Below are 20,504 nucleotides of genomic sequence, written 5' to 3' on the forward strand. Positions count from 1 at the left end.
CATCATTGCGAGCATCAGTTGCCGCGGAAAGCGGGCGGGATGAACAACTCGTAGGTCACGCCGGTACCACTGGCTTCGTCGTTCTCCGGCAGGGACACGCCTTCGATGTTGGGCCCGCGTTGGGAACTGAAGTACAACCGGCTGCCATCCGGCGAGAAAGCCGGTCCCGTGATTTCCGAGCCTGGGTGGTTGGTCTGGATGAGAACCCGGGCACCCTGGTTCGGGATCACCACCATGATGCGCTGCAGAGGACCGTCCTCGGCCACCAGAAGGTCTCCCCAGGGGCTGACGGTGACGTTATCGACATCGTTGAAGTCAGGCTCGATCTGCTCGTTGTCGAACACCACCTCGATGAGCTGATTCTCGACGTCCAGTGCCCAGATCCGGTTATCGCCCTTGGTAGAGAAGAAGACGATCCCCTGGGTCGGTACCGACCCGCCTGCCGGAGTCATGCGCAGCGGCTCGGGCAGTTCGTAAAACCACATGCCCTCGCCACCCCGGAAGCGCGTGCCCGGCGCATTGCTCATGCTCGCGCGCACGCCTTGCTGGCCCTCGGTGGGCCGCAGGACATCTTTCCATGTCACCGGGCGCAGGGTGAGCAACTCCGAGACGTCCTCCGGATAGCCGTCGTCTTCGAAGCCTTCGATATTGAGCACTTGCAGGGTGCCGGACTCCATGCGCAGTCGCTCGCCCCCGTTGCCGTCATCGATGACGTCATCCTCGTTGCAGACAAAACGGTAGAAGCGGCCATCGCCGGTGTCTTCCGTCAGATAGACCGTGCGGTTGGGAAGATCGACCACGGCGGCTTCGTGCGAGAAAAGCCCCAGCGCCGGTTTGACGGCGGCGTCGATGATGCTGCCGTAGGGGTTGCATTCGTGGACGCGCCCCGCCTGGACAATATCGAGTGGCAGGTCCTGCGGGCCAAAGGGCAGGTCGGGAAATGGGTCCGTATCAAGGTTGGTGTTGTCGTACTCCTCGCACGACAACCAGGTGCCCCACGGCGTCTTGCCACCGGCGCAATTGACGATGGTGCCGGTGAGGATCGGGTAGGCGTCTACGATGGGTGCCGGTGCGCTGGGATCCTCCTGCGGCGGTGGGTCAAAGACCAGTGCGCCCACGCCACCCGGAATGAACTCGCTGTTCGAGGCATAGATCCAGCCACCGTTGTCGCGTGCATAGGTGGCACCTCCATCGGGGAAGGTATGCCAGGGATACAACGCCAACGGGTTGTTCGCGATCGCCGGCGGCGTCCCGGTGCGCGCTACTGCGCGAACGGAGAATCCTTCTGCGTTGGGGATGGCCACACCATCTGCATTCGCGGGGCCGAGGTCCGGGATGCTGCTGAGTGGGCCCGGCTGCAGATTGATTTCCCGCAGGGGTGCGGGGGCAGGTTCAGGTGCCGTCGCAGGGTCGCCTGAACTGCTGTTGTTACAGCCGGAAAGCCACGCCGGCGCAGCGGCTGCACCGCCGCTGAGGAAGAGGTAGCGCAATACGGTGCGTCGCTTCAGAAGAGGAGGGCGCGTCATCAGTGTCGACAGATTCAGTGAACCACACAGCAAAGTAGGTCAGGATTATGACGCGCACATGAAACAGCCACGAACCGCTCGACGGCGCGTGATGCCGCGAGCGGCCCATGGCGTTTCAGACGGCTGACGGCGCCCGATGACCCAAGCGCCTCGCGCGAGATTCTCCAGGGGGGATTGCGTATCGCGGAGAGCGATCGGTCAGTCGGTGCAGGCGGCAGACCCACCCTTGCACGGGCGCCGCAGTCGGTGTTCCTAGTCTTCGTATTTGAACGAGACCTTCACCTTGGCGCGGTAGGCCTGGACCTTGCCGTCCTGCAGCGCCATGTCGAGTTCGGAGACCTCGGCGACGCGCAGTTCGCGCAGATGCTGGGAGGCCTTTTCCACGGCCGCGGAAGCCGCCTTTTCCCAGGATTCCGTGCTGCTGCCAATCAATTCGACGACTTTGTAGGTGCTTTCGGCCATTTCGCTTTCTCCTTTTCATGTGGATGAGCGAGAAGCCTGCGCGCAGACTCCACACTCCCACCCTCACGCAATGACGGGGCACGGGTCAACGGGGGCGGGGCTACGGCTTTCGGAACGCGCTACGGGTCCGCGACCGGCTGCGGCGCCGTTGCATCCGCGTGCTCGGCATAGGTGGCCCGTGCATCGGCCTCGCAGCGGTGCTGCTCTGCCTGAGAGCCTTGCGCGCAATCCTGTAGACGGAGTGGCTGCGTACTGTAGTAGAGCGTCTGCTGGCTACAGGCGGACAACAACACGGCTGCCAGAATGGCGCTGATCGGGCGCAATCCAAGATGGGGGTGCATGGCGGAATCCGTTGGACTCAGCCCGCATTATGGATGGGGCGGGCGCCGCGATGGGTGTCGATGCAGCACTGCGGCCATCAGCGCAGCAGATCCAGGTCCACGCAATCTGCCATCGCCCGATAGCCGGCCGGATTGGGGTGCAGGTTGTCGCCGCTGTTGTATTCGGGCGCGAGGTAGCCGGGGCGCAGCGGGTCTTCCAGACAGGCGTCGAAGTCGACGATGCCGTCGCTGAGCGTCTGCGCGCGAATCCAGGCGTTGATGGCATCGCGCGACTGCCGCGCCTCCGCCGTACCGTGCATGATCCCTATCGGGAGTCCGAGCCGGCCGACAACGGGCAACCCATCGATCACGGTGCCTTCAGCAGGCGGAATCGTGCCGAGAATGATCTTGAGGCCTGCCTCGTGGGCGCGTTCGATGAGCTGGGTGTAGCCAGCAATCATCGCCTCAGCGCTTGGGACCTGGCCGGGCAGCGCGTTGCCGGAGTCATTGGTGCCGATCATGACCAGCACATGCGTTGCGCCCGTCACGGAGAGCACGTCGGCGTCGAAGCGGTCGATCAGGCCGCGTCCGAACTGCGGCAGGAGCCCGGGGCCGAGCAGTTCATTGCCGCCGATGCCGGCGTTGGCCACGGTGAGTGGCAGGCCCGCCGTCAGCAGGCGGCGCTGCAGGTGATTCGGATAGCGCTGGTCCGTGGCGGTCATGGCGGCGGGCGTCCCGTCCGGAATCGCGATCGCCGAACCGGAGCCATCGGTGATGGAATCCCCCACCGCGACCAGCGTCCGCACCGCCCGGGGCGCGGCAACCTCCAGCGCTTCGATCGCCAGGAAGTTGCTGGCGTAGCCATCCGGCACTTGAAGGAAGGCCGCACCGGTGGCATCGGCGGCGTGGTCGCCGGGGATGCTGATATAGAGATGCTCGTTGGCGTTGAGGTGGCGGGTGATCTGCAGCGTGACTTCGGGCGCAAAGAAGCTGACACCCACGCGTTGAAAGGGCCGAACCGGGAAGTGAATCGGGTCGCTGACCGCCGTCTCGCCGGCCGCAAGGGTGATGCGCCGGCCGCCGTCGAAGGTGAGCGGGCACGCCGAGCCCGGAACCATGGCCGCGCCGCCCGCCTCGGCCTCCAGCGCCAGATGCACGTTCTCCAGCGTCAGCGGCACGCTGCTGTAGCGGTTGGACAGGCGCAGACGCACGACCTCGCCGGCCCAGTGCGGCGCAAAGGATTGCCGTACGGAAAGGCCGGTGATCGGATGCGTGATCAGGGCATCGCCGGGTGCGGTCCGCCAACTCGTGACCACGTGCTGATCCGCGGGCAATGCGGTGGCGGTGGCGCAGCGGGCAGCGCCGCTCTGCGTGGGGGAGGATATTGGCCCGCCGGACGCGTTGGAAGAAGGGCTCCCGCTACAAGCGCCCAGCAGGGCTGCCGCGGCCAGCACGGCCGCGCGTATGCCATGCGGCGTCGAGACCGTGGTGTTCACGGATCGACACCGATGGCTTCTAGCAGGCCGGGCAAGGCCCACGCAAAGCCGTCGCGGTAATACGGCCAGTTGTGGTAGCCGGGGCCGTAGAACAGCGTCTCCACCGGCACGCCCGCGGCCGTCAGCGTGTTGGCGAAGCTCTGATTCATCATCAGCAGAAAGGGTTCGATGGCGTATTCCGGCGCCCCTGCGGGCAGGTTGTCGTGGGGACCGCCGGGCAGGCCATTGCCGCTGCTCAGAAAGATGCGCGTACCCAGCAGCTGCTCGACTCGCGAACCCGGGTCCTGCTGTTGCCACCGCGCGTAGTTGGTGACCGGGTCGCCCCAGATCGCCGGGCCCGGAGTCACGCCGGTGAAGCCGGCCAGAAAGGCATAGAGCGCACTGACGCGGTCAAGGTGCAGGAAATCCACCGCGCCACTGAAGCCGGCGGCCGCCACAAAGCGCCCGGGATAGCTGGCGCTGTAGTGCATCGCGCCATAGCCCCCCATCGACGGACCGGCGATGGCGCGGGCACCGTCGCCCCGCGCGCGGAGGTGCTGCTCCACGTAGGGCAGCAGGACCTCCATGTGGTAGGTCTGCCACTGGAAGCTGCCGTCTTCCCAGTCTGAATACCAGCCGGGCGTGCCGCCACCGCCGTCCGGCATCACGGCGATCACCGGCAGGTCCTTGAGGGTGGCGTGGGCCTGACCCCGCTCGGTCCAGCTGCGGAAGTCGCCGGGCGCATCGTGCAGCAGATAAAGCACCGGCCACGAGCGGCCCGGCTGGCCGTAGTCCGCCGGCACGATGATGCGCACCCGGCTGTCGGTGATCGAGACCGATTCCGGCACCGGGATCGAGGCTTCGAAGCACTGCGGCGGCGGGCATGCCGCATCGTCTTCCAGGTAGTAGGCGCCCGGGAAAGGCGGTGCCTCGCCGAGCGATACTGGGTCGGCCGCCTGCTGATCGCCGCAGCCGGCAAGGGGCATCAGCAACAGCAGCAGTGCGCCGTAGACGAAAGCCTGTTTCGCGAAGTGTCTCCCTGTCGCCGTGCGCCATCTCCGGGATGCAGACTTGGGGGCGGGGTCCGAACAAGGATGCGCTGCCTGGGGCGAGGGCATCACGAGCACGCCCCGCCGCTGCCGACGGCGACGGTGGTGGGGCGGTCGGTGTTCTGCTCCCCGGTCTTGACGATGACGCGCTGGTCCGCCGCGTCGAAGCGCCAGCCGGGCGTGCCGCTTCCCGACGGGATGGCCGAACCGTTGATGCGCACGTTCTGCGGGGCTGCCTGGTTCCGGAAATGCACCTCCCAGCTGCGGCTCGTCAGCGCGCCGGGGAAGTCCTGTCCCTGTGCCGCATCGATGATCAACTGCTCGCAGGTCCCCTCCGCCGCACTCTGCAGCCGCAGGGGTGTCCATTGGTAGGCACCTTCGCGGAAGGCAAAGCCGCGCCCCTCATCCTCGTACAGCGAGAAGGCGCCGTCCGCACCCGGCCAGACGTGCACGATCAGGTTGTCCTGCGGGCCGTGCGGGCTGGTGAGCAGCTCCGGCTGCAAGGGCAGGATGGCGCCCTTGCGCAGGAAGACGGCGTAGTGCTCCAGCGGGACGCTGCGGCTGATCTCGGCCGGACCCGTCAGCACCTCCCCGGTGAAGAAATCCACCCATTCGCCGGGCGGTATCCACATTTGGATGGTGGCCGGGTCGCCGGGCGCGGCCACCGAGGCCACGAGCATGTCCTTGCCGACTGTGTACTGGCTGCGATAGTCGTAAGCGGCCTCGTATTCCGGCCACTGCAGATACATGGCGCGCGCCATGGGAAGCCCGGTGTCATGCGCGACCCGGCTCAGCGTATACATCGTGGGCACGAGCTGACCGCGCAGGCGCAGGAAGGCCGTGGCAATGGGTTCGGCCCGACCGCCGTACTCCCAGGGCAGGCGCTCGCCGTGGTGGGAATGCAGGCGCATGATCGGCTCGAAGGTGCCGAACTGGATCCAGCGCACGTACATGTTCTCCGGCGGATTCGGGTCGGTGTTGACCGCGTTGTTGCACTCCTGGCCAGGCAGCGGCTCTCCCACGAAGCTGCCGATGTCATGCGAGACATAGGGCAGGCCGATGTTGCCCTCGGCCGCCGTCATTTCGGCCTGGAAGGTCATCAGCTCCCAGGTGGAGCAGGTATCGCCGGTGAAGTGGATCGTGCTCCGACCTTCGGCGAAGGCGCCCAGTCCGTTGTTGTCGGCGCCGGCCTTGCCTTTCTGGAAGGACCCGCCGATGCGCGAAAAGGCCGGCCAGCGCGAACCCATGGCCTCGTGCTGTTTGGCGTAGGCGGCGTTGATGAAGGTGTCGGCGGACAGGCCGGGCGCCTGCGCGCGGGAGCCTTCGCAGCACCAGTCGAGCCACCAGAAGTCGATGCCGTTCGCTTCGATGGGTTCGTGCAGGTCGAAATACGCGTCCAGCTGCGCGGGCTGGGTCCATTCGAAGACATAGCAGGGCGTGGACGGGTCGGCCTGCAGGAAAGTGCATGGCAGATCGGCGTCGTCCTGCATGAGCCCGCCGGTCTTGGCTTCCACAGCCGGGTAGGCCGGGTCCGAACCGGCAATGGAGGGATGCACATTCAGGCCGACGTCGATGCCCTGCTCGTGCAGCCAGTCCACGAAGCCGTCCGGGTCGGGGAAGATGTCGCGGTTCCAGTCCCAGCCGTTCCAGGAACAGGGGTCGCCTGGGCGGGCACGGATGACGACATTGAAGACCTCACAGCCCAGCTGGTTGTGCACAAGCTTCCAGTCGGTATCCAGGGAGACGGTATCGAGTGGCACATTGCGCGTCTGGAATTCACGCACCTGGTCGCGCCACTCGGGGTCGGTATAGCTCCACCAGCGCGAGAACCAGACCCCCAGTGCCTTCTTCGGCAGCAGCGGGGCGGCGCCCGTCAGCGTGCGCAGGTCGGCCAGACCCTGCTGAAAATCCAGGCCATAGCCAAAGAAGTAGCCGTCCTGATAGCTGCCGCTGCGACTGGGTCGCACTTCAAAGCCGGGTGCTTCCTCGGTCAACAGCGCAGTGCCGCTGTCGTTGATCAGGTACCAGCCTGCGCGACTGAGTACGCCCTCGAACAGCGGTTGCGGGTTGCGTTCATTGTCCAGCCCGCGCCGCCAGCCGCCCAAATTGCCGGGCTGGGGTGCGAAGGACCATTCCGGCCGTGCGCGGATGGTTTCCTCACCCCGTTTGAGCTCGATGACCAGGTTATCGGCGGCAAAGGGGCCGGAGTTGCGTGTGTAGCGCAGCTGCAGCTTGGAGGTCTCGATCACCAGGTCTTCGCCATCGATGCGGTGCGAGAAGGCCGTCGTGGCGGCAGGGCGGGTCGCGACGGTCTGCGTCGGTCGATCCTCGAATGCACCGTCTTCGGCGTATTCCAGGCGGATCAGGGTGGGCGTGATGACCGTGAAGCGCGCATTGTCCTGGCGGATGCTGCCCGTGGCGCTCTGCGCCGTCGTGTTGGCGGGTTCGCTGCCCGAGCAGGCGACGAGCAGCGCGAGCAGGGCGCTGCTGGCGCAATGGCGGGCCCAATGACGAAGCGAAGGGAAGCGGTTGGCGTTCATGGCGGCACAGGGAAGGCAGGGGCGGGAGGCAGGGGAATGCGCAGCGGCTGTCGCTATCTGACACGGTAGCGTTTCAATTATTATTTTTGATACTTTGACGTGTCAAATATTCCCCGCCCGCCATTGCCCGCCATGAAGGAAACGCAATCCGCCACCGCGTCGACGCGGTCTCCGCACCGGAAATATGCGGGCAAGGAGGCGAGCACCCGGCAGGCCGAGCGTCGCGACAAGCTGCTTGTCGCGGGCATGGCGTTGATCGGCGACAAGGGCTTTGTCGCCACCACCATCGACGATATCTGCCGGGAGGCGGGGCTCACCAAGCGCTACTTCTACGAGTCCTTCGAGAATCGGGAAGCGCTGCTGACCGCGGCCTTTGAACGCGTCACCCGCGAGCTGCTGCAGCGCATCGCCATTGCCGCCGCACCGCATGCACAGGATGCGCGGGCGCTGGTACGCATTGGGGTCCACGAGACCTTCGCCTTCGTCGCCGAGCATCCCGCCAAAGGGCGGCTGATGATGATCGAGGCGATGTCAGTACGCAGCGAGCTGGGCCGCCTCTACGTCAAGCAGTTCGGTGCCTTTGTGGAGCTGGTGCTGTCCCTCACGCGGCCCTTCCTGCCTGCGGGCGCGGCCACGGAAGCGGAGTTGACCGTCATGGCGCGCGGCGTCATTGGGGCCATCATTCACCTCTGCCAGGGCTGGATCGCCACCGACTTCAAGCAGCCCATCGATGAGCTTGTCGATGGCACCGTGCGCATCTTTGGCGGTATCGGGCGCGAGCTCGGCATTCCAGGCTGGCTGGACTAGAGGCACGGCGCAGTGTGCTTGCCGGGGTCCCTCCCGGCCGGCGCGGCGCAGGCGGAAGCCCTAGCGCGCCAGCAGGCGCATACCCAGCAGCAGTTCCTTGCCAAACTGTCGGAAGCTGCGGAAGTCGGCTTCACCGATGTTGCGGCTGCTGAGATGCCGGTCGGCATAGAGCACACCGATGGGGGTATCGCCGATCCGCACCGGCTGCAGCATGAAGTCGCTGTCGCCGCAGAAGTCGGCAAAGCCACCGCCCAGACGCGCGCGCAGTGCGTGCGGCGCGGCCTTGTGCATCCAGAGGGCTTCCTGGTCGTGCACCACGTCGTAGAGCAGGGCGTTGATCTCGGGCGACAAGGCAAAGTGGAAGGCCGCTTTCCAGCTTGCGGCGGTATCGCCCAGCGCGTGCTTGGCAAGCACGCGGTCGCGTCGCGGCGTGAGCAGGCCGAAGACAGTACGGTCCATGCCAATACCGCGGTGAATGCCCTCCAGCGTGGTGCGCATCAGGCTGTTGAGGTCGGGCTGGTCCAGCCGGAGCTCGACCAGCTTCTGCAGCATGTCGAGCTGGTAGGCGGGGTCGGGCTGAAGGATATCGATGCCCGGTGCTGCTTCGCCGTCGGCGTGCGGCTGGGCGGTGGCCTCGTCGATATCACGCTCGGTGTCGGCGTCGGTGGCGGACGCAGTGGCGGATGAACTCGGAGCCACCCTTTCGGTGCCCGACGCCATCGGAATGAAGGGCGCCACGCGGTCGGCACCGCAGTCTTTGGCGGCCTGCCGGGCGGCTTCAGCGCGCTGCTGCACTTGCTCGCCGAGCGCCTTGGCATTGAGCTTCAGGCGCTTGGCGGTGTCGGCCAGCAATCGGCGCGTGGCGGGGGCATCCCAGCCGTGACGTGCCACAGTTTCGGCGATCTGACGTCCGGTGGTCACCATGCGGGCGGGGCCGTCGATGGGGCTGGAAAGCGCCTTGATGAGGACGTTGCCCAGCGACCATTGCTCGGCAAGTTGGCGCGATAGCTGCTTCAGCTCGACACCCAGCAGCCGGTACTCCATGCGAACCAAGGCGTCCGGGTCGTCCTGCATGGCGGCGCGCGCGATCAGATAGCGGTCGACGCGCGCATCGCTGCTGCCCAGAAAGGCAAGCTGGCCGATCTGGAACAACAGACCGGCAACGAACACCTCATCGCTGTTGCGGGGTCCGAGCACGCTCCACGCCAAGCCTTGCGCCTGGCTGGCGGTATGGAAGGCGGTGGCCATTTCACGCATGACCGACTCCTGACTCTGACCCTCCAGCACGTTCTCGATAATGGCGAGGGAAATCGCCAGCTTGCGCACGGAATCGAAGCCAAGCACCACCACGGCGCGGTTGATGGTGCGGATGGGCTCCAGGCCCGCACTGAACACCGGGCTGTTGGCGATCTTGAGCAGCTTCGCGGCCATGGCCGCGTCATTCATGATGGCGCTTGCCAGATGGCCGGCGCTGGCGTCGGGGTTGCCGGCCACCTGGCTGACATTGCTGACGGTGCGCGCGAAGACCGGCAGTTCCTTTTCCGTCAGCACGGTCACCCACTCGGCAAGCGTGGTGGGTCCGTCCTCCGAGGGCACTACGGCGGCTAAGGGTTTCATGCTGTTCTTGTCCACGCGCTACCCGTGTGACGCCCCGCTCGATCGGGGTCCATCGCACTATAGTGAATTGCTTGCGATTTCAGGCAAATCGATTCCCGCAACGCACACTATCGGCCGACGGGCGCGAAGACTGAGGTCGAGCCGCGTCCTGCGAGCCCGCTCTCAATGACGGTGCCGGGCACGCGTGGGACCCCGCTCGGGGTAGACGGGCCGCCATCACTCGTGGACAATTGTGCACCGCAACACGCGGTCGGAGCGTGCTCGCATCCGACCCGGATGGCGGCGAGGCGGGTTTGCACCCCCACCAGCCGCGCTACCGCAATGCTTCCCACGCCTTGGCTCGACGACGGTCGCGTCGCCGGGACAGGGCTGATTTTTTCTGGAGAAATGTCCCTCGATGATGTCCCCCGCAGTGCTCAAGACGAATCTTCTCAGCGGTCTCACTGTGGCCTTGGCCATGGTTCCGGAGGCCATCGCCTTCGCGCTGGTCGCGCAGGTGTCGCCGCTGACTGGCTTGTACGCCGCCTTCATCGTGGCCCTGATCACCTCCCTGTTCGGAGGGCGGCCGGGCATGATCTCCGGGGCCACGGGCGCGCTGGCGGTGGTGATGGTGAGCCTGGTGGTGTCGCACGGCGTGCAGTACCTCTTTGCCGCCGTGGTGCTGATGGGAGTGTTTCAGCTGCTCTTCGCCGCGTGTCGACTGGGCAAGTTCATCCGGATGGTGCCGCACCCGGTCATGCTCGGCTTCGTCAACGGGCTGGCCATCGTCATCTTCATTGCCCAGTTCGGGCACTTCAAGGTAGCGGGCACCGACGGCGAGCAGGTCTGGATGTCCGGCATGCCGCTGTATCTGATGATGGGACTGACCGCGCTGACGGTGGCCATCATCTATCTCTTCCCCAGGCTGACCAAGGCCGTACCGGCCACGCTCGTGGCCATTGTGGCGGTCAGCTTGCTGACCCTGGGGCTGGGCATCGACACGCGCACGGTGGGTGATCTCGGCTCCATCGCCGGCGGGCTGCCCAGCTTCCAGGTGCCGGCGGTGGCCTGGAATCTGGACACGCTGATGGTGGTCCTGCCCTATTCGCTGATTCTGGCGGCGATCGGTCTGATCGAATCGCTGCTCACGCTGAATCTCATCGATGACATGACCGAGACGCGGGGGCGGCCCAACAAGGAATCCGCCGCGCAGGGCGCGGCCAACGTCGTGACGGGCTTCTTCGGCGGCATGGGCGGCTGCGCCATGATCGGGCAGAGCATGATCAACGTCGGCAACGGTGCGCTGCATCGCCTCTCCGGTGTGGCTACGGCGCTGTTCCTGCTTTCTTTCATCCTGTTTGGCTCGTCGCTGATCGAGCAGATCCCGTTGGCCGCGCTGATCGGCGTCATGTTCGTGGTGGCGGAAAAGACCTTCGAATGGGGCAGCTTCCGTCTCTTCGGCAAGGTGCCGCCGTCCGACGTGCTGGTGGGCTTGCTGGTGGCAGCCGTGACGGTGGCGGTCGATCTGGCAGCGGCCGTGGTGGTGGGCGTCATCGTGTCGGCGCTGGTCTTCGCCTGGGAGCATGCCAAGCAGGTGCGGGTCAGCAGCCGCGACATGCCGGATGGGCGCAAGGTCTATGAGGTGGAAGGCACGGTCTTCTTTGCGTCGGCCGCCAACTTCTCGCAGCAGTTCGTCCCACGCGAGGATCCGGAGCGCGTGGAGATCGACTTCCGCAATGCCAAGCTGATGGACCATTCCGCCATCGAAGCCGTGAACGCGCTGGCCGAGCGCTATCAACGCGCAGGCAAGCATGTATCGTTACGGCATCTCAGCCCGGATTGCACGGAACTCATGGACAAGGCGCGCCGCATGATCATCGTCGACTACCACGAAGACCCGCGCTACCACGTCGCGGACGACAAGCTCGCCTGAGGCACCGGCACGGCCATGGGTGCGCGCGACAGGCGGTGGCAACCGGCGGTGACTAGAGGCCCATGGTGAACGAATCATCGGCCGACGCCATCATCCTGCTGGGGATGATGACCTTTGGGGCGGGGGCGATCTTCGCCTGGTTCGATCGGCACATGCCGGCCAGCCGCGCGCTGGCGCTGTGCCTGCTCGCCATCGGGTCGCGGCTGCTGCTGGATCAGGTCCCGCACGACGGCCTCACCTTCTGGAGCTGGGTGACGGCGGCCATCATCGCCACGTTGGAAGCCATTGCCATGGGCGCTGGCGTCGAGTGGGCGCGGCGCATCGGCCAGACGGCACAACAGCGGTTCCGGATCACAATTACGAGCCTGTTCATCGCCAGCCAGGTGCTGATCGTGGTGTATTGGGGGCTGAGTATCGGCTACCTGGCAATCGCGCCCGAGCAGGCGGCCAGCAATGCCCCCGGCATGGTCACCGTGCGTCCCCTGGAATGGGCCATATTCGCGCCCATTCTCGGCACCAGTGTCCTGCTTGCCACGGTGGCGGTGGGCCTGCTCCTGATGATGCGCATCGATCCGGCCGAGAGCGCCCGATTGATATCGCTGTCATTGGCAGCACCCTTCCTGCTGGCGGGCTTGATGATTCGCGAGGACTGGGTGCCCTTCAGCGTGGCCATGGCCTTGCTGATCTTCATCGCGGGCTCGGTGCGCTATCTGATCCTGCAGAGCCGGCGCGGTCAGTTCATGAGCCAGTTCCTTTCGCCCGAGGTCGCGCGCATGGTGCGGCTGGAAGGCATGGAGCGCGCCCTGCATCGCGAGCGCCGCTTGCTCAGTGTGGTGGTGTGCGATCTGCGCGGCTTCACCAGCTTTGCCCGGACGGCCGAATCGGAGCGCGTGGTGACGCTGTTGGAAGACTACTACCAGGTCATCGGCCGGGTGGCCGCCGAGCATGGCGGTACCGTCAAGGATCACGCTGGTGATGGTGTCCTCATTCTGGTGGGAGCGCCGGCCCGCGTGGACGATCACGCGCGCCGCGCCATTCTGCTCGCGCTGCAGCTGGTGCGGGAAGGGCAGGCACTGCTGCGGACCAGTGCGCCCGAGCTCGGGATCGGTGCCGGCGTCACAACAGGTCACGCCACGGTGGGTGCCATCCAGGGGGCCAGCCGGCTGGAATACGTGGCCATCGGCAATCCGGTGAATCTGGCTGCGCGCCTCTGCGATCGCGCCGACGACGGAGAGGTGCTGTCCGACACCCGCACCGTGGAGGCCCTGCATCCCGACGACGGCATCCACACCCAGGAGCGACCACCACAGCCCTTGAAAGGCTTCACCGATCCGATTCCGGTGTGTGCGGTGTCGGCCGATGTGCTCCCGCCCTACGTGCCGGAGCACCGGCGGCGGAAGAAGTGGCGCAGGCTGCGCGGCCGTAAACGCCGTTCCCGGCGCATCGAAGGCGCCCCCTCCTAGAGTCCGAAGAGCCCGACCGCGCCGACGGCAATCAGATAGATGGCAACGATCCGGCTGAGCAGACGCGGCCATACCAGAATGGCAATGCCGGCGACGAGTGCGAGCAGGGGCGCCAGTTCGAGGTGAAGGGTCATGGTCCGGCTCCGTGGGATGGTCCCCGGTTGTCGCACAGCGCATGGCTGCATGCAAATCGTGGGCATGGACGCCCATCATCGCCACCCGGTTGCGCGCCGTTGCTGGCAGCATGTGCCATTCCGGGCGCTGTCCCTCAAGCGCCGCCAGACCACGGGATGACCATGAAGATGAAACGCCACTGCGCCGAAGGCATGCCGTTGCGCCTCAATCGGGGGTGGTTGGTGATCGGCGACGACCGTGCGCTCGATGCCACAACGGTCAACGGTAGCGGCGCCATGAAGGGTGGCGATGCACGGCATCTGACGAAGGCGCGCGAGGCCGCCACTAACGCTGGTGTGCAAGCGCTGCCGCGCAGTGGGCGCGGCGGGCTGGCGCCCGCCTAGGCGGCCACCAGCATGGCGCAGTCACCGCCGCGCTGGATATTGCCGGCCATTGTGGTCGGCCAACTGCTGGCCACCTCCGTCTGGTTTGCCGTCAATGCCGTCATCATCGATCTGCAACGCTACTGGGGCTTGAGCGGTGGCGAGGGGCTGCTGACCACGGCAGTGCAACTGGGCTTCATCAGCGGCACCTTGCTGTTCGCAGTGCTTGGCCTGGCCGACCGCTTTCACCCGAGCCGCCTGTTCCTGGGCTGTGCCTTGCTGGCCGCGGTGTGCAATGCGCTGGTCATCGCCCTGATCGATATGCTCGGCGTGGTGCTGGGGCTGCGCTTTCTGGTGGGCTTCTTCCTTGCCGGCGTCTATCCCGTCGGGATGAAGATCGCCGCGGCCTGGTATCACGGCGGGCTGGGGCGCGCGCTCGGCTTTCTGGTGGGGGCGCTGGTGTTGGGAACCGCCTCGCCGCATCTGGTGCAGGCCCTGGGTGCGGACTGGCCCTGGCAGGGTGTGCTGCTGGCCACCTCCGTGGCGGCGGTGCTGGGTGGGCTGCTCGTCGCGCGAGTCCCGGAAGGACCGCATCTTGCGCGCGGCGGCGCGGTGCGTTTCAGCGGCGTGCTGCGGGCCTTTCGCGTACCGGACTTCCGCGCGGCGGCCCTCGGCTACTTCGGGCACATGTGGGAGCTCTATGCTTTCTGGGCCTTTGTGCCCGTCTGGCTGATGGCCTGGGGCGTGCAGGGCGCGGACCTGTCGCTGGCGAGTTTCGCCATCATCGCCCTGGGTGCGGTCGGCTGCGCAGGCGGCGGTTACCTGGCCGCGCGGGTGGGCAGTGGGCGTGTCGCCCTTGGGCAGCTCGCGGTATCCGGCAGCTGCTGTCTGCTATCCCCGCTGTTGTTCTTCGCGCCACTGCCGCTGCTGCTGGGATTTCTGATGCTGTGGGGTTTGACGGTAGCCGGCGACTCGCCGCAGTTCTCAACACTGAGTGCGCGACACGCGCCTCCTGCCGTCGTTGGTTCGGCGCTGACGCTGCTCAACTCCATCGGATTTGGTATCACGGTGGTCAGCCTCAGCCTGCTGGAGGCGCTGCAGCACCTGCTGCCGCCGGCATGGCTGCTGTTGCCGTTGGCGCTCGGGCCCTGCATCGGGCTCGTCTTTGGGCGCCACTTGCTCCGCCGCGAGGTGCCCGTGGCCTGAGGGCGGGCCGCGCCCTCAGCGGTTCGGGTTCTCGTAGAAGACGTAGGGCGTTGAGTAGTCGCTGATCTCGAAGTAGACCTTCTTCTCGTTGTCGTCGATCTGGCCATTGAGATTGGCGTCGAGCACACCGTAACCGTAGCGGTAGGCGCGCAGGCCTCCGCTGCCGGTGCCCTGGCTGGAGGTGAGCTTGTCGATGTCCAGGAAGCGGCGTACCACCTTGTCGCCGGCATAGATCTCAAGCACGCCGTTGGTGCCGGTCCAGTTCTGAATTGACCGGCCGATCTTGTTCTGCGATTCCTGGGTACAGGCGCTGGCGGCGAGGGCGATGGCGGTGACGAGGCCGATGCGTGTCCAGTGCGGCATGGGCGAGGCTCCTGTGGTCGTGATCGCGGCCCCGAGTCTGCCACCGTTGCGGGGCAGTCGTAGTGGGCGCCGCTCTAGGCGTCCTAGTCGCCGAAGCGCGAGCGGCGCAGGATCTCGACCTCTTCGAGGTAGACGATGCCCGAGTAGTAGGTGAACAGCTTGTCCGCCACCTGTTCGGCAATGCGCTCGGCGGCAGCGCGGTTGGCCAGGATGACCTCGATCTTGACGATATCGAAGGCGTCACCCGCCACCGACGGGCGTGCGTGTGTGCGCACGCCGTGGCGGCCCTTGCCGCTGCCTTCGATCACGGTATAGCCGGTCGCGCCCTCGGCCTCGATGATGGCCACGATCTGGTCCTGGATCACCTTCTCGGTGACGATGGTGACTTCGGTTGCCTTGTAGGTCATGTGTGTGTGTCTCCGTGCGTGCTAGACGAGGTCGAAGACCAGCTCGCCAAGGGCAACATACAGCGGAATGCCGACCGCGATCGCCATCGGAGTTCCGATGCTGGTGGAGGCACCAATGTATGCCGATGGATTCGCGCCGGGAATCCCCGCGCGCAAGGTCGGGGGACCGGAAATGTCGGAATTGGAGGAGGCCATTACTGCCAGCAGGATGACCCCGCCGGGGCTGAGGCCCGTCGCGTAGTGCGCCACGACGCCCAGGCCGAAGGCCAGCAGACCGTGGATCAACGGAGCGAAGAGCGCGTAGACGGCAAACCAGTGTGCGACGCGCTTGAGCTCGGCAAGCCGCGCCCAGGCCTCGATCCCCATGATCAGCATCAGCACCGACAGCAGCCCCTTGAACAGCGGATCGTAGAAGCCCTCGAACACCGGCTCGGGGCGGGTGAAGAGGCCGAGCAGCAGGCCCAGCAGCAGCGCTGAGAGGGCCGAGCCGCGCAGGCTGTCCTTGACGATGGGCCAGATCATCACCCTGTGATGCGTGCCCGACTGGCGCTGCTGGTGCACGCCGGCGAGCACGATGGCGAGCACCAGGGCCGGGATGTCCATGAAGGGATAGAGCGCCGGAATCCATGCCTCGAAGAAGATGCTTTCCTCGTCCAGCACCACCATGGCGGCGGCCAGCGTGGAGGCCGATACCGCGCCGAACAGGCCGGCGGTGGCAATGCCATCCTCCATCTTGATGCCTGGCAGTCGTGCCAGCGTCCAGCGTCCTATCAGGACGATGCCGCAACCGAGCAGCATCGCCCAGAAGGCCGGCAGCAGCATGTCGGCGAAGTTGCCGTCACGAATCTCCATGCCGCCTTCGAGGCCGATGCGCATCAGCAGCATGAAGACGATGAAGCGGTACACCGCGTCCGGGATGACCAGGCGGCTGCCCAGCGCTGCGATGAACATGCCCCCGAGCAGGAAGGCCAGGGTAGGCTTCTGCAGCTGACTGAGGAAGGTATGGGCGAAATCGGCGAGGGCTTCCATGCGGGCATCCTGATGCGGCGATGCCGGCTACCTTACGCACTGCAAACGATAAGTAAAATTGATTATGACGAATCAACTGTTCTATAAATAAGAACAGAATGGCCGGCAAGCTCAATTACAACCACCTGTACTACTTCTGGGTTGTGGCCCACGAGGAACACCTGACGCGTGCCGCCGAAAAGCTGTGCGTGTCGCAGTCGGCCCTCTCGGTGCAGATCCGCAAGCTTGAAGATCAGCTCGGCCATGCACTGTTCGAGCGCCGGGGGCGGCGCCTCGAGCTGACCGAGGCTGGCCAGCTCACTCTGGACTATGCCGACGCCATCTTTGCGGCCGGCAGCGAATTGCTCGGTACGCTGCGCGAGGCGGGGCGGGTCAGCCGTCGCAGCCTGACGATCGGGGCGCTGGCCACGCTGTCGCGTAACCTGCAGCGCCAGTTCCTCGCGCCCGTCATCGGAGACGCGGACATCAGCCTGGTGCTGCGCTCAGGCTCCTTGAACGAGTTGATGCACGCGCTGGAAACCCACAATGTCGACATCGTCCTCGCCAACCAGGTACCGCTGCGCAGCGATACCAGCGCATGGACGGTGTTCGAGATCGAGCAGCAGCCGGTTAGCCTGATCGGCGCCGCATCGCGCGAGGGGGAAGGCGGCACGCTGAAAGCGCTGCTGACTCAGCACCCGTTGCTGCTGCCGTCGCGGGACAGCGGCGTGCGCACCGGCTTCGACGCGCTGACCGTCAAGCTCGGCGTGCAGGTCGAGATCGCGGCGGAAGTCGACGACATGGCCATGATGCGCCTGCTGGCGCGCGAGAATATCGGCGTTGCCGTACTGCCGCCCATCGTCGTGCGTGACGAGCTGCGCGACGGCAGCCTCCGTGAGCTGGCTGTGTTGCCCGGCATCTCCGAGACCTTCTCCGCGATTACGCTGGAACGCCGCTTCCCGAATCCCCTGATCACCCGTCTGCTGGCTGCGCACGGCGTGACATGATCCAAGCGGGCACGCTGCCGTTACGCGCCGTCGAAAGGGCCAGGCGTCCGGCTATTGTCTGGATTTTTCGGCGACCCTGTCAGCCAGTCGCTGCCAGCGCAGGGCCCAGCTCATCATCTTGTCACCGGGGAGCGGACGGCTGATCAGATAGCCCTGAGCCACGTCGCAGCCGAGCGTGTCGAGCAGCGCCCAGTCGGCATCGTTTTGTACCCCCTCGGCGACGACGGTCATTCCCAGGCGCTTGCCGAGGTCGATGGAGGTCGAAAGAATTGCGCGCAATTCCTCGTTTTCGGCGGCGCCGTCCACGTACTGACGGTCGATCTTCAGTTCCGTGAAGGGTAGCGAGCGCAGCCGCGACAGTCCCGATTCGCCGGTGCCGAAATCGTCGATCGACAAGCCGAAGCCCCGCATGCGAAAGCGGGCGCATACGTCCAGCAATTCCGTGGCATTGGCCAGCTCGGATTCGGTGATTTCCAGTGTCACCTGGGATGGGCTGAGGCCGTGGCTGTGTGCCACGGCCTGGACGTGCTCGGGAAGGTCCAGTCGGCGAATGGCGGAACTGGACAAGTTGATGCCGATGTTGAGACGAAGCCCCTCGCGCGCCCAGGCCCCCGCATCGCGCAGTGCGATCTCGATGACCTGATAGGTCAGGTTTTCGATGTGGCCGCCGGCCTCGCTCGATTCGATAAAGGCATCGGGTGCAATCAGACCGCCCTGGGGGTCGCGCAGGCGGACCAGCGCCTCGGCGCCGACCACGTGGGCGCTATCGACGCGGACCTTGGGTTGGTAGTGCACCACAACCTGCTTGTTGCTCAGCGCCGTATTGATCTCGGCATCGGTCATCGGCAGATCGCTGACCTGCATGCCCTTGCGCCGAAGATCATGGAAACGGGACAACGCGCGGCGGATATCGGCCTCGGTGAATGGCTTGCCAAGCACACCGAGCACGGTCATGCCCAGTCGCTGTGCCATTTCCGAGACCGACAGACGCAGCCGGGAATCCAGCGAGGAAATGGTCAGCACCGCGACACCGGGGCAGCGTTGGCCGACTTCGCGCAGGAGCTCCACGCCATCCATGCCCGGCATCATCAGGTCGCAGAAGACGAGGTCGATGGGCTCGGAAGACTCGTCGATTGCGCGCAGCGCCGCATTGCCATCCTCGGCGGTGAGTACCTCGCGAACGCCGATGTCCTGCAGGATCGCCGTCAGGAAACGCCGGATTGCCAGCGCATCATCCACGACCAGGATGCGCAGCTCCCGGTCGGCTTTGTCGGGGAGCGGCTTGCGTGCCGATGGACGTGCTTCGTGGCTGGTTTCACTGCCCATGGCATAGAGTCGAGGAATCGTGCCGCTATTATCGACCGCGCTCCCTGCAGGGTTAAGCGTGGGCCTCTACCGCTTGTCAGGGTGATGGTGGCGCCTGGAAGTTCACGGCCTGTCGAGGCGGTCGCAAAAAACTTGATGGCTGTTGAAGGAAGGGGCATCTCGCATGACGTCCAGATGTTTACCGCCGCAAATAGTGCTCTGCGGGGGAAGTAGCCAGCCAGTTGCAGCTAGCATGCATGTCGCGTGAAGCAGAGGTGCGAAGAACATGCATGCGTTGCAACCAGGAGCCAACGGGACCGGTGAGGGGCTGCGCTGCACAGAGTTCCCACCCGGACCGGCTGCGGCCCGGATCATTGACCGTTGGTACCTGGTGGAGAACGATGGGCAGCACGCGCTGCCGTTCCCGGTGGTTGCCGATGCCACGGGCGACCTCCTCTTCGACCTCGATCATCCGGGGCGAGTCGCCGTCATCCGGTCGATGCGACAGCCATTTTCGCTATGGGTCCCGCCGGGTACCCGATGTCTTGGCGTACGGATGGTGGCGGGCGCATTACGACGCTGGGAGGGCTTTGAGGGGGCGTGTTCTGACGGCATTGTGCGTTTGCTGGCCCCTAGCGGCAGTGCTTTCCATGCGAAGGAGTGGGTTCGCGCTTCGGACCCCATTCAATTCGCGCGTATGCTGGAAATGCGCATCGTCGAGCGGGTCAGTTGCTGCCCGCACCATCCACTGGTTGCCGCCGCGATGGAGCAGCTACATGCGCCGCAACACTCGCGTCTTCCTATCGAGGCGCTGGCGCGCGGCATCGGCGTGTCTGATCGGCAGTTGAGGCGCCTGTTTCTGAGCGAGGTGGGCGTCACACCGGTGGCATTCCGACGCATTCGGCGCATGCAGACGGCACTTGCCATGCTGCGGCGGGGGTCGATTCCCATTGTCGACGTCGCGCACGGCAGTGGCTATGTCGATCAGGCGCAGATGACGCATGACTTTCGAGTGCTTACCCGGATGCCCCCGGGGCATTGGCGTGTCCGTTTTCAACAAGACGCGGTGCAGCAAGACAGGTAGCTTGCGCCTTCCCACTCTCGTGAGGCTGGTGCATGTCGAACATCATTCGTCTTCTCTGGATCAAGATTCTGGGCACCGCCTGCTTTGCTGCCCTCCCCATGCTGCTCGCACCGGAGAACTTGTATCTCTGGCTCGGCTTTCCAGCCATGCCGACCATGCTGTTCCTTCGTCTGTACGGTCTGTCGACGCTCGCGCTATTGGTTGGCTACTACGGCGGCATCGAAGCATGTCGAGCAGGTCAGTTCCCCCGTGCGGCGCTCCGCATGGGCCTGGTCAGCAATGCGACCCAGGGGGCAGCGCTTCTGCTTGCGGGCGCGCTGGGTGTGTATGCGAGCTGGGGGTTGCTTGCCCAAGTCATGATGTGGTCGCTTGGCGGCTTCATCGCGGGGATCGCGGTGGCGATTGGCTGGACCCTCGTGCGCGCCCCAAGCCATTCACGCTGAGACGCGTCATCGG

The 20,504-nt window shown here is 65.6% G+C and carries 20 protein-coding genes; 8 read left to right on the forward strand and 12 right to left on the reverse strand.

From position 1 onward, the window contains the following. Positions 1-14 precede the first annotated feature (14 nt). The 6 genes from ACOOFO_RS06355 to ACOOFO_RS06380 form a co-directional block, all read right to left on the reverse strand. Positions 15-1,526, reverse strand: a complete 1,512-nt coding sequence (locus tag ACOOFO_RS06355) for an alkaline phosphatase PhoX (protein WP_420429071.1) — start codon at positions 1,524-1,526, stop codon at positions 15-17. Positions 1,527-1,778: 252 nt separating this feature from the next. Next, entirely contained in the window at positions 1,779-1,988 is a 210-nt protein-coding gene (locus tag ACOOFO_RS06360; protein ID WP_350163720.1) for a dodecin family protein, read from the reverse strand. Positions 1,989-2,107: 119 nt separating this feature from the next. After that, positions 2,108-2,329 (reverse strand): hypothetical protein, encoded by a 222-nt coding sequence (locus ACOOFO_RS06365; protein ID WP_420429073.1) that lies wholly within the window; start codon positions 2,327-2,329, stop codon positions 2,108-2,110. Positions 2,330-2,406: 77 nt separating this feature from the next. Then, positions 2,407-3,624, reverse strand: a complete 1,218-nt coding sequence (locus ACOOFO_RS06370; RefSeq protein WP_420429075.1) for a GDSL-type esterase/lipase family protein — start codon at positions 3,622-3,624, stop codon at positions 2,407-2,409. Between the two features lie 176 nt (positions 3,625-3,800). Beyond that, a complete protein-coding gene (locus tag ACOOFO_RS06375) occupies positions 3,801-4,769 on the reverse strand; it encodes an alpha/beta hydrolase (RefSeq protein WP_420429077.1) in 969 nt (322 codons plus the stop codon). Positions 4,770-4,900: 131 nt separating this feature from the next. Beyond that, complete coding sequence (locus tag ACOOFO_RS06380) at positions 4,901-7,372, reverse strand: TIM-barrel domain-containing protein (RefSeq protein WP_420429079.1); 2,472 nt, start codon at positions 7,370-7,372, stop codon at positions 4,901-4,903. A 132-nt stretch (positions 7,373-7,504) separates the two neighbouring features. On the opposite strand from ACOOFO_RS06380, the gene ACOOFO_RS06385 reads away from it, so the two are divergent. Further along, the gene (locus tag ACOOFO_RS06385; protein ID WP_420429081.1) at positions 7,505-8,179 is read left to right on the forward strand and encodes a TetR/AcrR family transcriptional regulator; all 675 of its coding nucleotides are present in this window, start codon (positions 7,505-7,507) and stop codon (positions 8,177-8,179) included. Between the two features lie 60 nt (positions 8,180-8,239). On the opposite strand, the gene ACOOFO_RS06390 is transcribed toward ACOOFO_RS06385, so the two are convergent. Continuing rightward, positions 8,240-9,796 (reverse strand): HDOD domain-containing protein, encoded by a 1,557-nt coding sequence (locus ACOOFO_RS06390; RefSeq protein WP_420429083.1) that lies wholly within the window; start codon positions 9,794-9,796, stop codon positions 8,240-8,242. Positions 9,797-10,193: 397 nt separating this feature from the next. Between ACOOFO_RS06390 and ACOOFO_RS06395 the strand changes: the two genes are divergently transcribed. After that, positions 10,194-11,708 carry a SulP family inorganic anion transporter gene (locus ACOOFO_RS06395; RefSeq protein WP_420429085.1) on the forward strand — a complete coding sequence of 505 codons (1,515 nt, stop codon included), beginning with the start codon at positions 10,194-10,196 and terminating at the stop codon, positions 11,706-11,708. A gap of 62 nt (positions 11,709-11,770) precedes the next feature. Then, the gene (locus ACOOFO_RS06400) at positions 11,771-13,171 is read left to right on the forward strand and encodes an adenylate/guanylate cyclase domain-containing protein (RefSeq protein WP_420429087.1); all 1,401 of its coding nucleotides are present in this window, start codon (positions 11,771-11,773) and stop codon (positions 13,169-13,171) included. Here ACOOFO_RS06400 and ACOOFO_RS06405 read toward each other — a convergent pair. Then, positions 13,168-13,305 carry a DUF3096 domain-containing protein gene (locus tag ACOOFO_RS06405; protein ID WP_420429089.1) on the reverse strand — a complete coding sequence of 46 codons (138 nt, stop codon included), beginning with the start codon at positions 13,303-13,305 and terminating at the stop codon, positions 13,168-13,170. The genes ACOOFO_RS06400 and ACOOFO_RS06405 overlap by 4 nt on opposite strands. 162 nt (positions 13,306-13,467) lie before the next feature. Here ACOOFO_RS06405 and ACOOFO_RS06410 point away from each other — a divergent pair, with 162 nt between their 5' ends. After that, complete coding sequence (locus ACOOFO_RS06410) at positions 13,468-13,689, forward strand: hypothetical protein (protein ID WP_420429091.1); 222 nt, start codon at positions 13,468-13,470, stop codon at positions 13,687-13,689. Between the two features lie 12 nt (positions 13,690-13,701). After that, positions 13,702-14,874: an MFS transporter gene (locus ACOOFO_RS06415; protein WP_420429093.1), complete on the forward strand. Its 1,173-nt coding sequence runs from the start codon at positions 13,702-13,704 to the stop codon at positions 14,872-14,874. A 15-nt stretch (positions 14,875-14,889) separates the two neighbouring features. Here ACOOFO_RS06415 and ACOOFO_RS06420 read toward each other — a convergent pair whose 3' ends face one another. The 3 genes from ACOOFO_RS06420 to ACOOFO_RS06430 form a co-directional block, all read right to left on the reverse strand. Next, on the reverse strand, positions 14,890-15,237 hold the full coding sequence (locus ACOOFO_RS06420; protein ID WP_420429095.1) for a hypothetical protein: 348 nt from the start codon (positions 15,235-15,237) through the stop codon (positions 14,890-14,892). Between the two features lie 83 nt (positions 15,238-15,320). Continuing rightward, positions 15,321-15,644: a DUF3240 family protein gene (locus ACOOFO_RS06425; protein ID WP_420429097.1), complete on the reverse strand. Its 324-nt coding sequence runs from the start codon at positions 15,642-15,644 to the stop codon at positions 15,321-15,323. Between the two features lie 21 nt (positions 15,645-15,665). Further along, entirely contained in the window at positions 15,666-16,673 is a 1,008-nt protein-coding gene (locus tag ACOOFO_RS06430; RefSeq protein WP_420429099.1) for a sodium-dependent bicarbonate transport family permease, read from the reverse strand. A 98-nt stretch (positions 16,674-16,771) separates the two neighbouring features. On the opposite strand from ACOOFO_RS06430, the gene ACOOFO_RS06435 reads away from it, so the two are divergent. Continuing rightward, positions 16,772-17,659 (forward strand): LysR family transcriptional regulator, encoded by an 888-nt coding sequence (locus tag ACOOFO_RS06435; RefSeq protein WP_420429101.1) that lies wholly within the window; start codon positions 16,772-16,774, stop codon positions 17,657-17,659. Positions 17,660-17,710: 51 nt separating this feature from the next. On the opposite strand, the gene ACOOFO_RS06440 is transcribed toward ACOOFO_RS06435, so the two are convergent. Further along, positions 17,711-18,985: an EAL domain-containing response regulator gene (locus ACOOFO_RS06440; RefSeq protein WP_420429103.1), complete on the reverse strand. Its 1,275-nt coding sequence runs from the start codon at positions 18,983-18,985 to the stop codon at positions 17,711-17,713. Between the two features lie 535 nt (positions 18,986-19,520). Here ACOOFO_RS06440 and ACOOFO_RS06445 point away from each other — a divergent pair. Further along, complete coding sequence (locus tag ACOOFO_RS06445; protein WP_420429105.1) at positions 19,521-20,048, forward strand: helix-turn-helix transcriptional regulator; 528 nt, start codon at positions 19,521-19,523, stop codon at positions 20,046-20,048. A gap of 32 nt (positions 20,049-20,080) precedes the next feature. Continuing rightward, a complete protein-coding gene (locus ACOOFO_RS06450; protein ID WP_420429107.1) occupies positions 20,081-20,491 on the forward strand; it encodes a hypothetical protein in 411 nt (136 codons plus the stop codon). The last annotated feature ends 13 nt before the right edge of the window (positions 20,492-20,504 follow it).

The sequence above is a fragment of the Algiphilus sp. genome (assembly GCF_965216485.1).
In the GTDB taxonomy this organism is placed as follows: Bacteria; Pseudomonadota; Gammaproteobacteria; order Nevskiales; family Nevskiaceae; genus Algiphilus.

Bases quoted from the DNA above. Each gene is read 5' to 3' on its own strand.
- ACOOFO_RS06355 (WP_420429071.1), bottom strand. From the start codon at position 1,526: ATGACGCGCCCTCCTCTTCTGAAGCGACGCACCGTATTGCGCTACCTC.
- ACOOFO_RS06360 (WP_350163720.1), bottom strand. From the start codon at position 1,988: ATGGCCGAAAGCACCTACAAAGTCGTCGAATTGATTGGCAGCAGCACG.
- ACOOFO_RS06365 (WP_420429073.1), bottom strand. From the start codon at position 2,329: ATGCACCCCCATCTTGGATTGCGCCCGATCAGCGCCATTCTGGCAGCC.
- ACOOFO_RS06375 (WP_420429077.1), bottom strand. From the start codon at position 4,769: ATGCCCCTTGCCGGCTGCGGCGATCAGCAGGCGGCCGACCCAGTATCG.
- ACOOFO_RS06380 (WP_420429079.1), bottom strand. From the start codon at position 7,372: ATGAACGCCAACCGCTTCCCTTCGCTTCGTCATTGGGCCCGCCATTGC.
- ACOOFO_RS06385 (WP_420429081.1), top strand. From the start codon at position 7,505: ATGAAGGAAACGCAATCCGCCACCGCGTCGACGCGGTCTCCGCACCGG.
- ACOOFO_RS06390 (WP_420429083.1), bottom strand. From the start codon at position 9,796: ATGAAACCCTTAGCCGCCGTAGTGCCCTCGGAGGACGGACCCACCACG.
- ACOOFO_RS06395 (WP_420429085.1), top strand. From the start codon at position 10,194: ATGATGTCCCCCGCAGTGCTCAAGACGAATCTTCTCAGCGGTCTCACT.
- ACOOFO_RS06400 (WP_420429087.1), top strand. From the start codon at position 11,771: ATGGTGAACGAATCATCGGCCGACGCCATCATCCTGCTGGGGATGATG.
- ACOOFO_RS06405 (WP_420429089.1), bottom strand. From the start codon at position 13,305: ATGACCCTTCACCTCGAACTGGCGCCCCTGCTCGCACTCGTCGCCGGC.
- ACOOFO_RS06410 (WP_420429091.1), top strand. From the start codon at position 13,468: ATGAAGATGAAACGCCACTGCGCCGAAGGCATGCCGTTGCGCCTCAAT.
- ACOOFO_RS06415 (WP_420429093.1), top strand. From the start codon at position 13,702: ATGGCGCAGTCACCGCCGCGCTGGATATTGCCGGCCATTGTGGTCGGC.
- ACOOFO_RS06420 (WP_420429095.1), bottom strand. From the start codon at position 15,237: ATGCCGCACTGGACACGCATCGGCCTCGTCACCGCCATCGCCCTCGCC.
- ACOOFO_RS06425 (WP_420429097.1), bottom strand. From the start codon at position 15,644: ATGACCTACAAGGCAACCGAAGTCACCATCGTCACCGAGAAGGTGATC.
- ACOOFO_RS06430 (WP_420429099.1), bottom strand. From the start codon at position 16,673: ATGGAAGCCCTCGCCGATTTCGCCCATACCTTCCTCAGTCAGCTGCAG.
- ACOOFO_RS06435 (WP_420429101.1), top strand. From the start codon at position 16,772: ATGGCCGGCAAGCTCAATTACAACCACCTGTACTACTTCTGGGTTGTG.
- ACOOFO_RS06440 (WP_420429103.1), bottom strand. From the start codon at position 18,985: ATGGGCAGTGAAACCAGCCACGAAGCACGTCCATCGGCACGCAAGCCG.
- ACOOFO_RS06445 (WP_420429105.1), top strand. From the start codon at position 19,521: ATGGTGGCGGGCGCATTACGACGCTGGGAGGGCTTTGAGGGGGCGTGT.
- ACOOFO_RS06450 (WP_420429107.1), top strand. From the start codon at position 20,081: ATGTCGAACATCATTCGTCTTCTCTGGATCAAGATTCTGGGCACCGCC.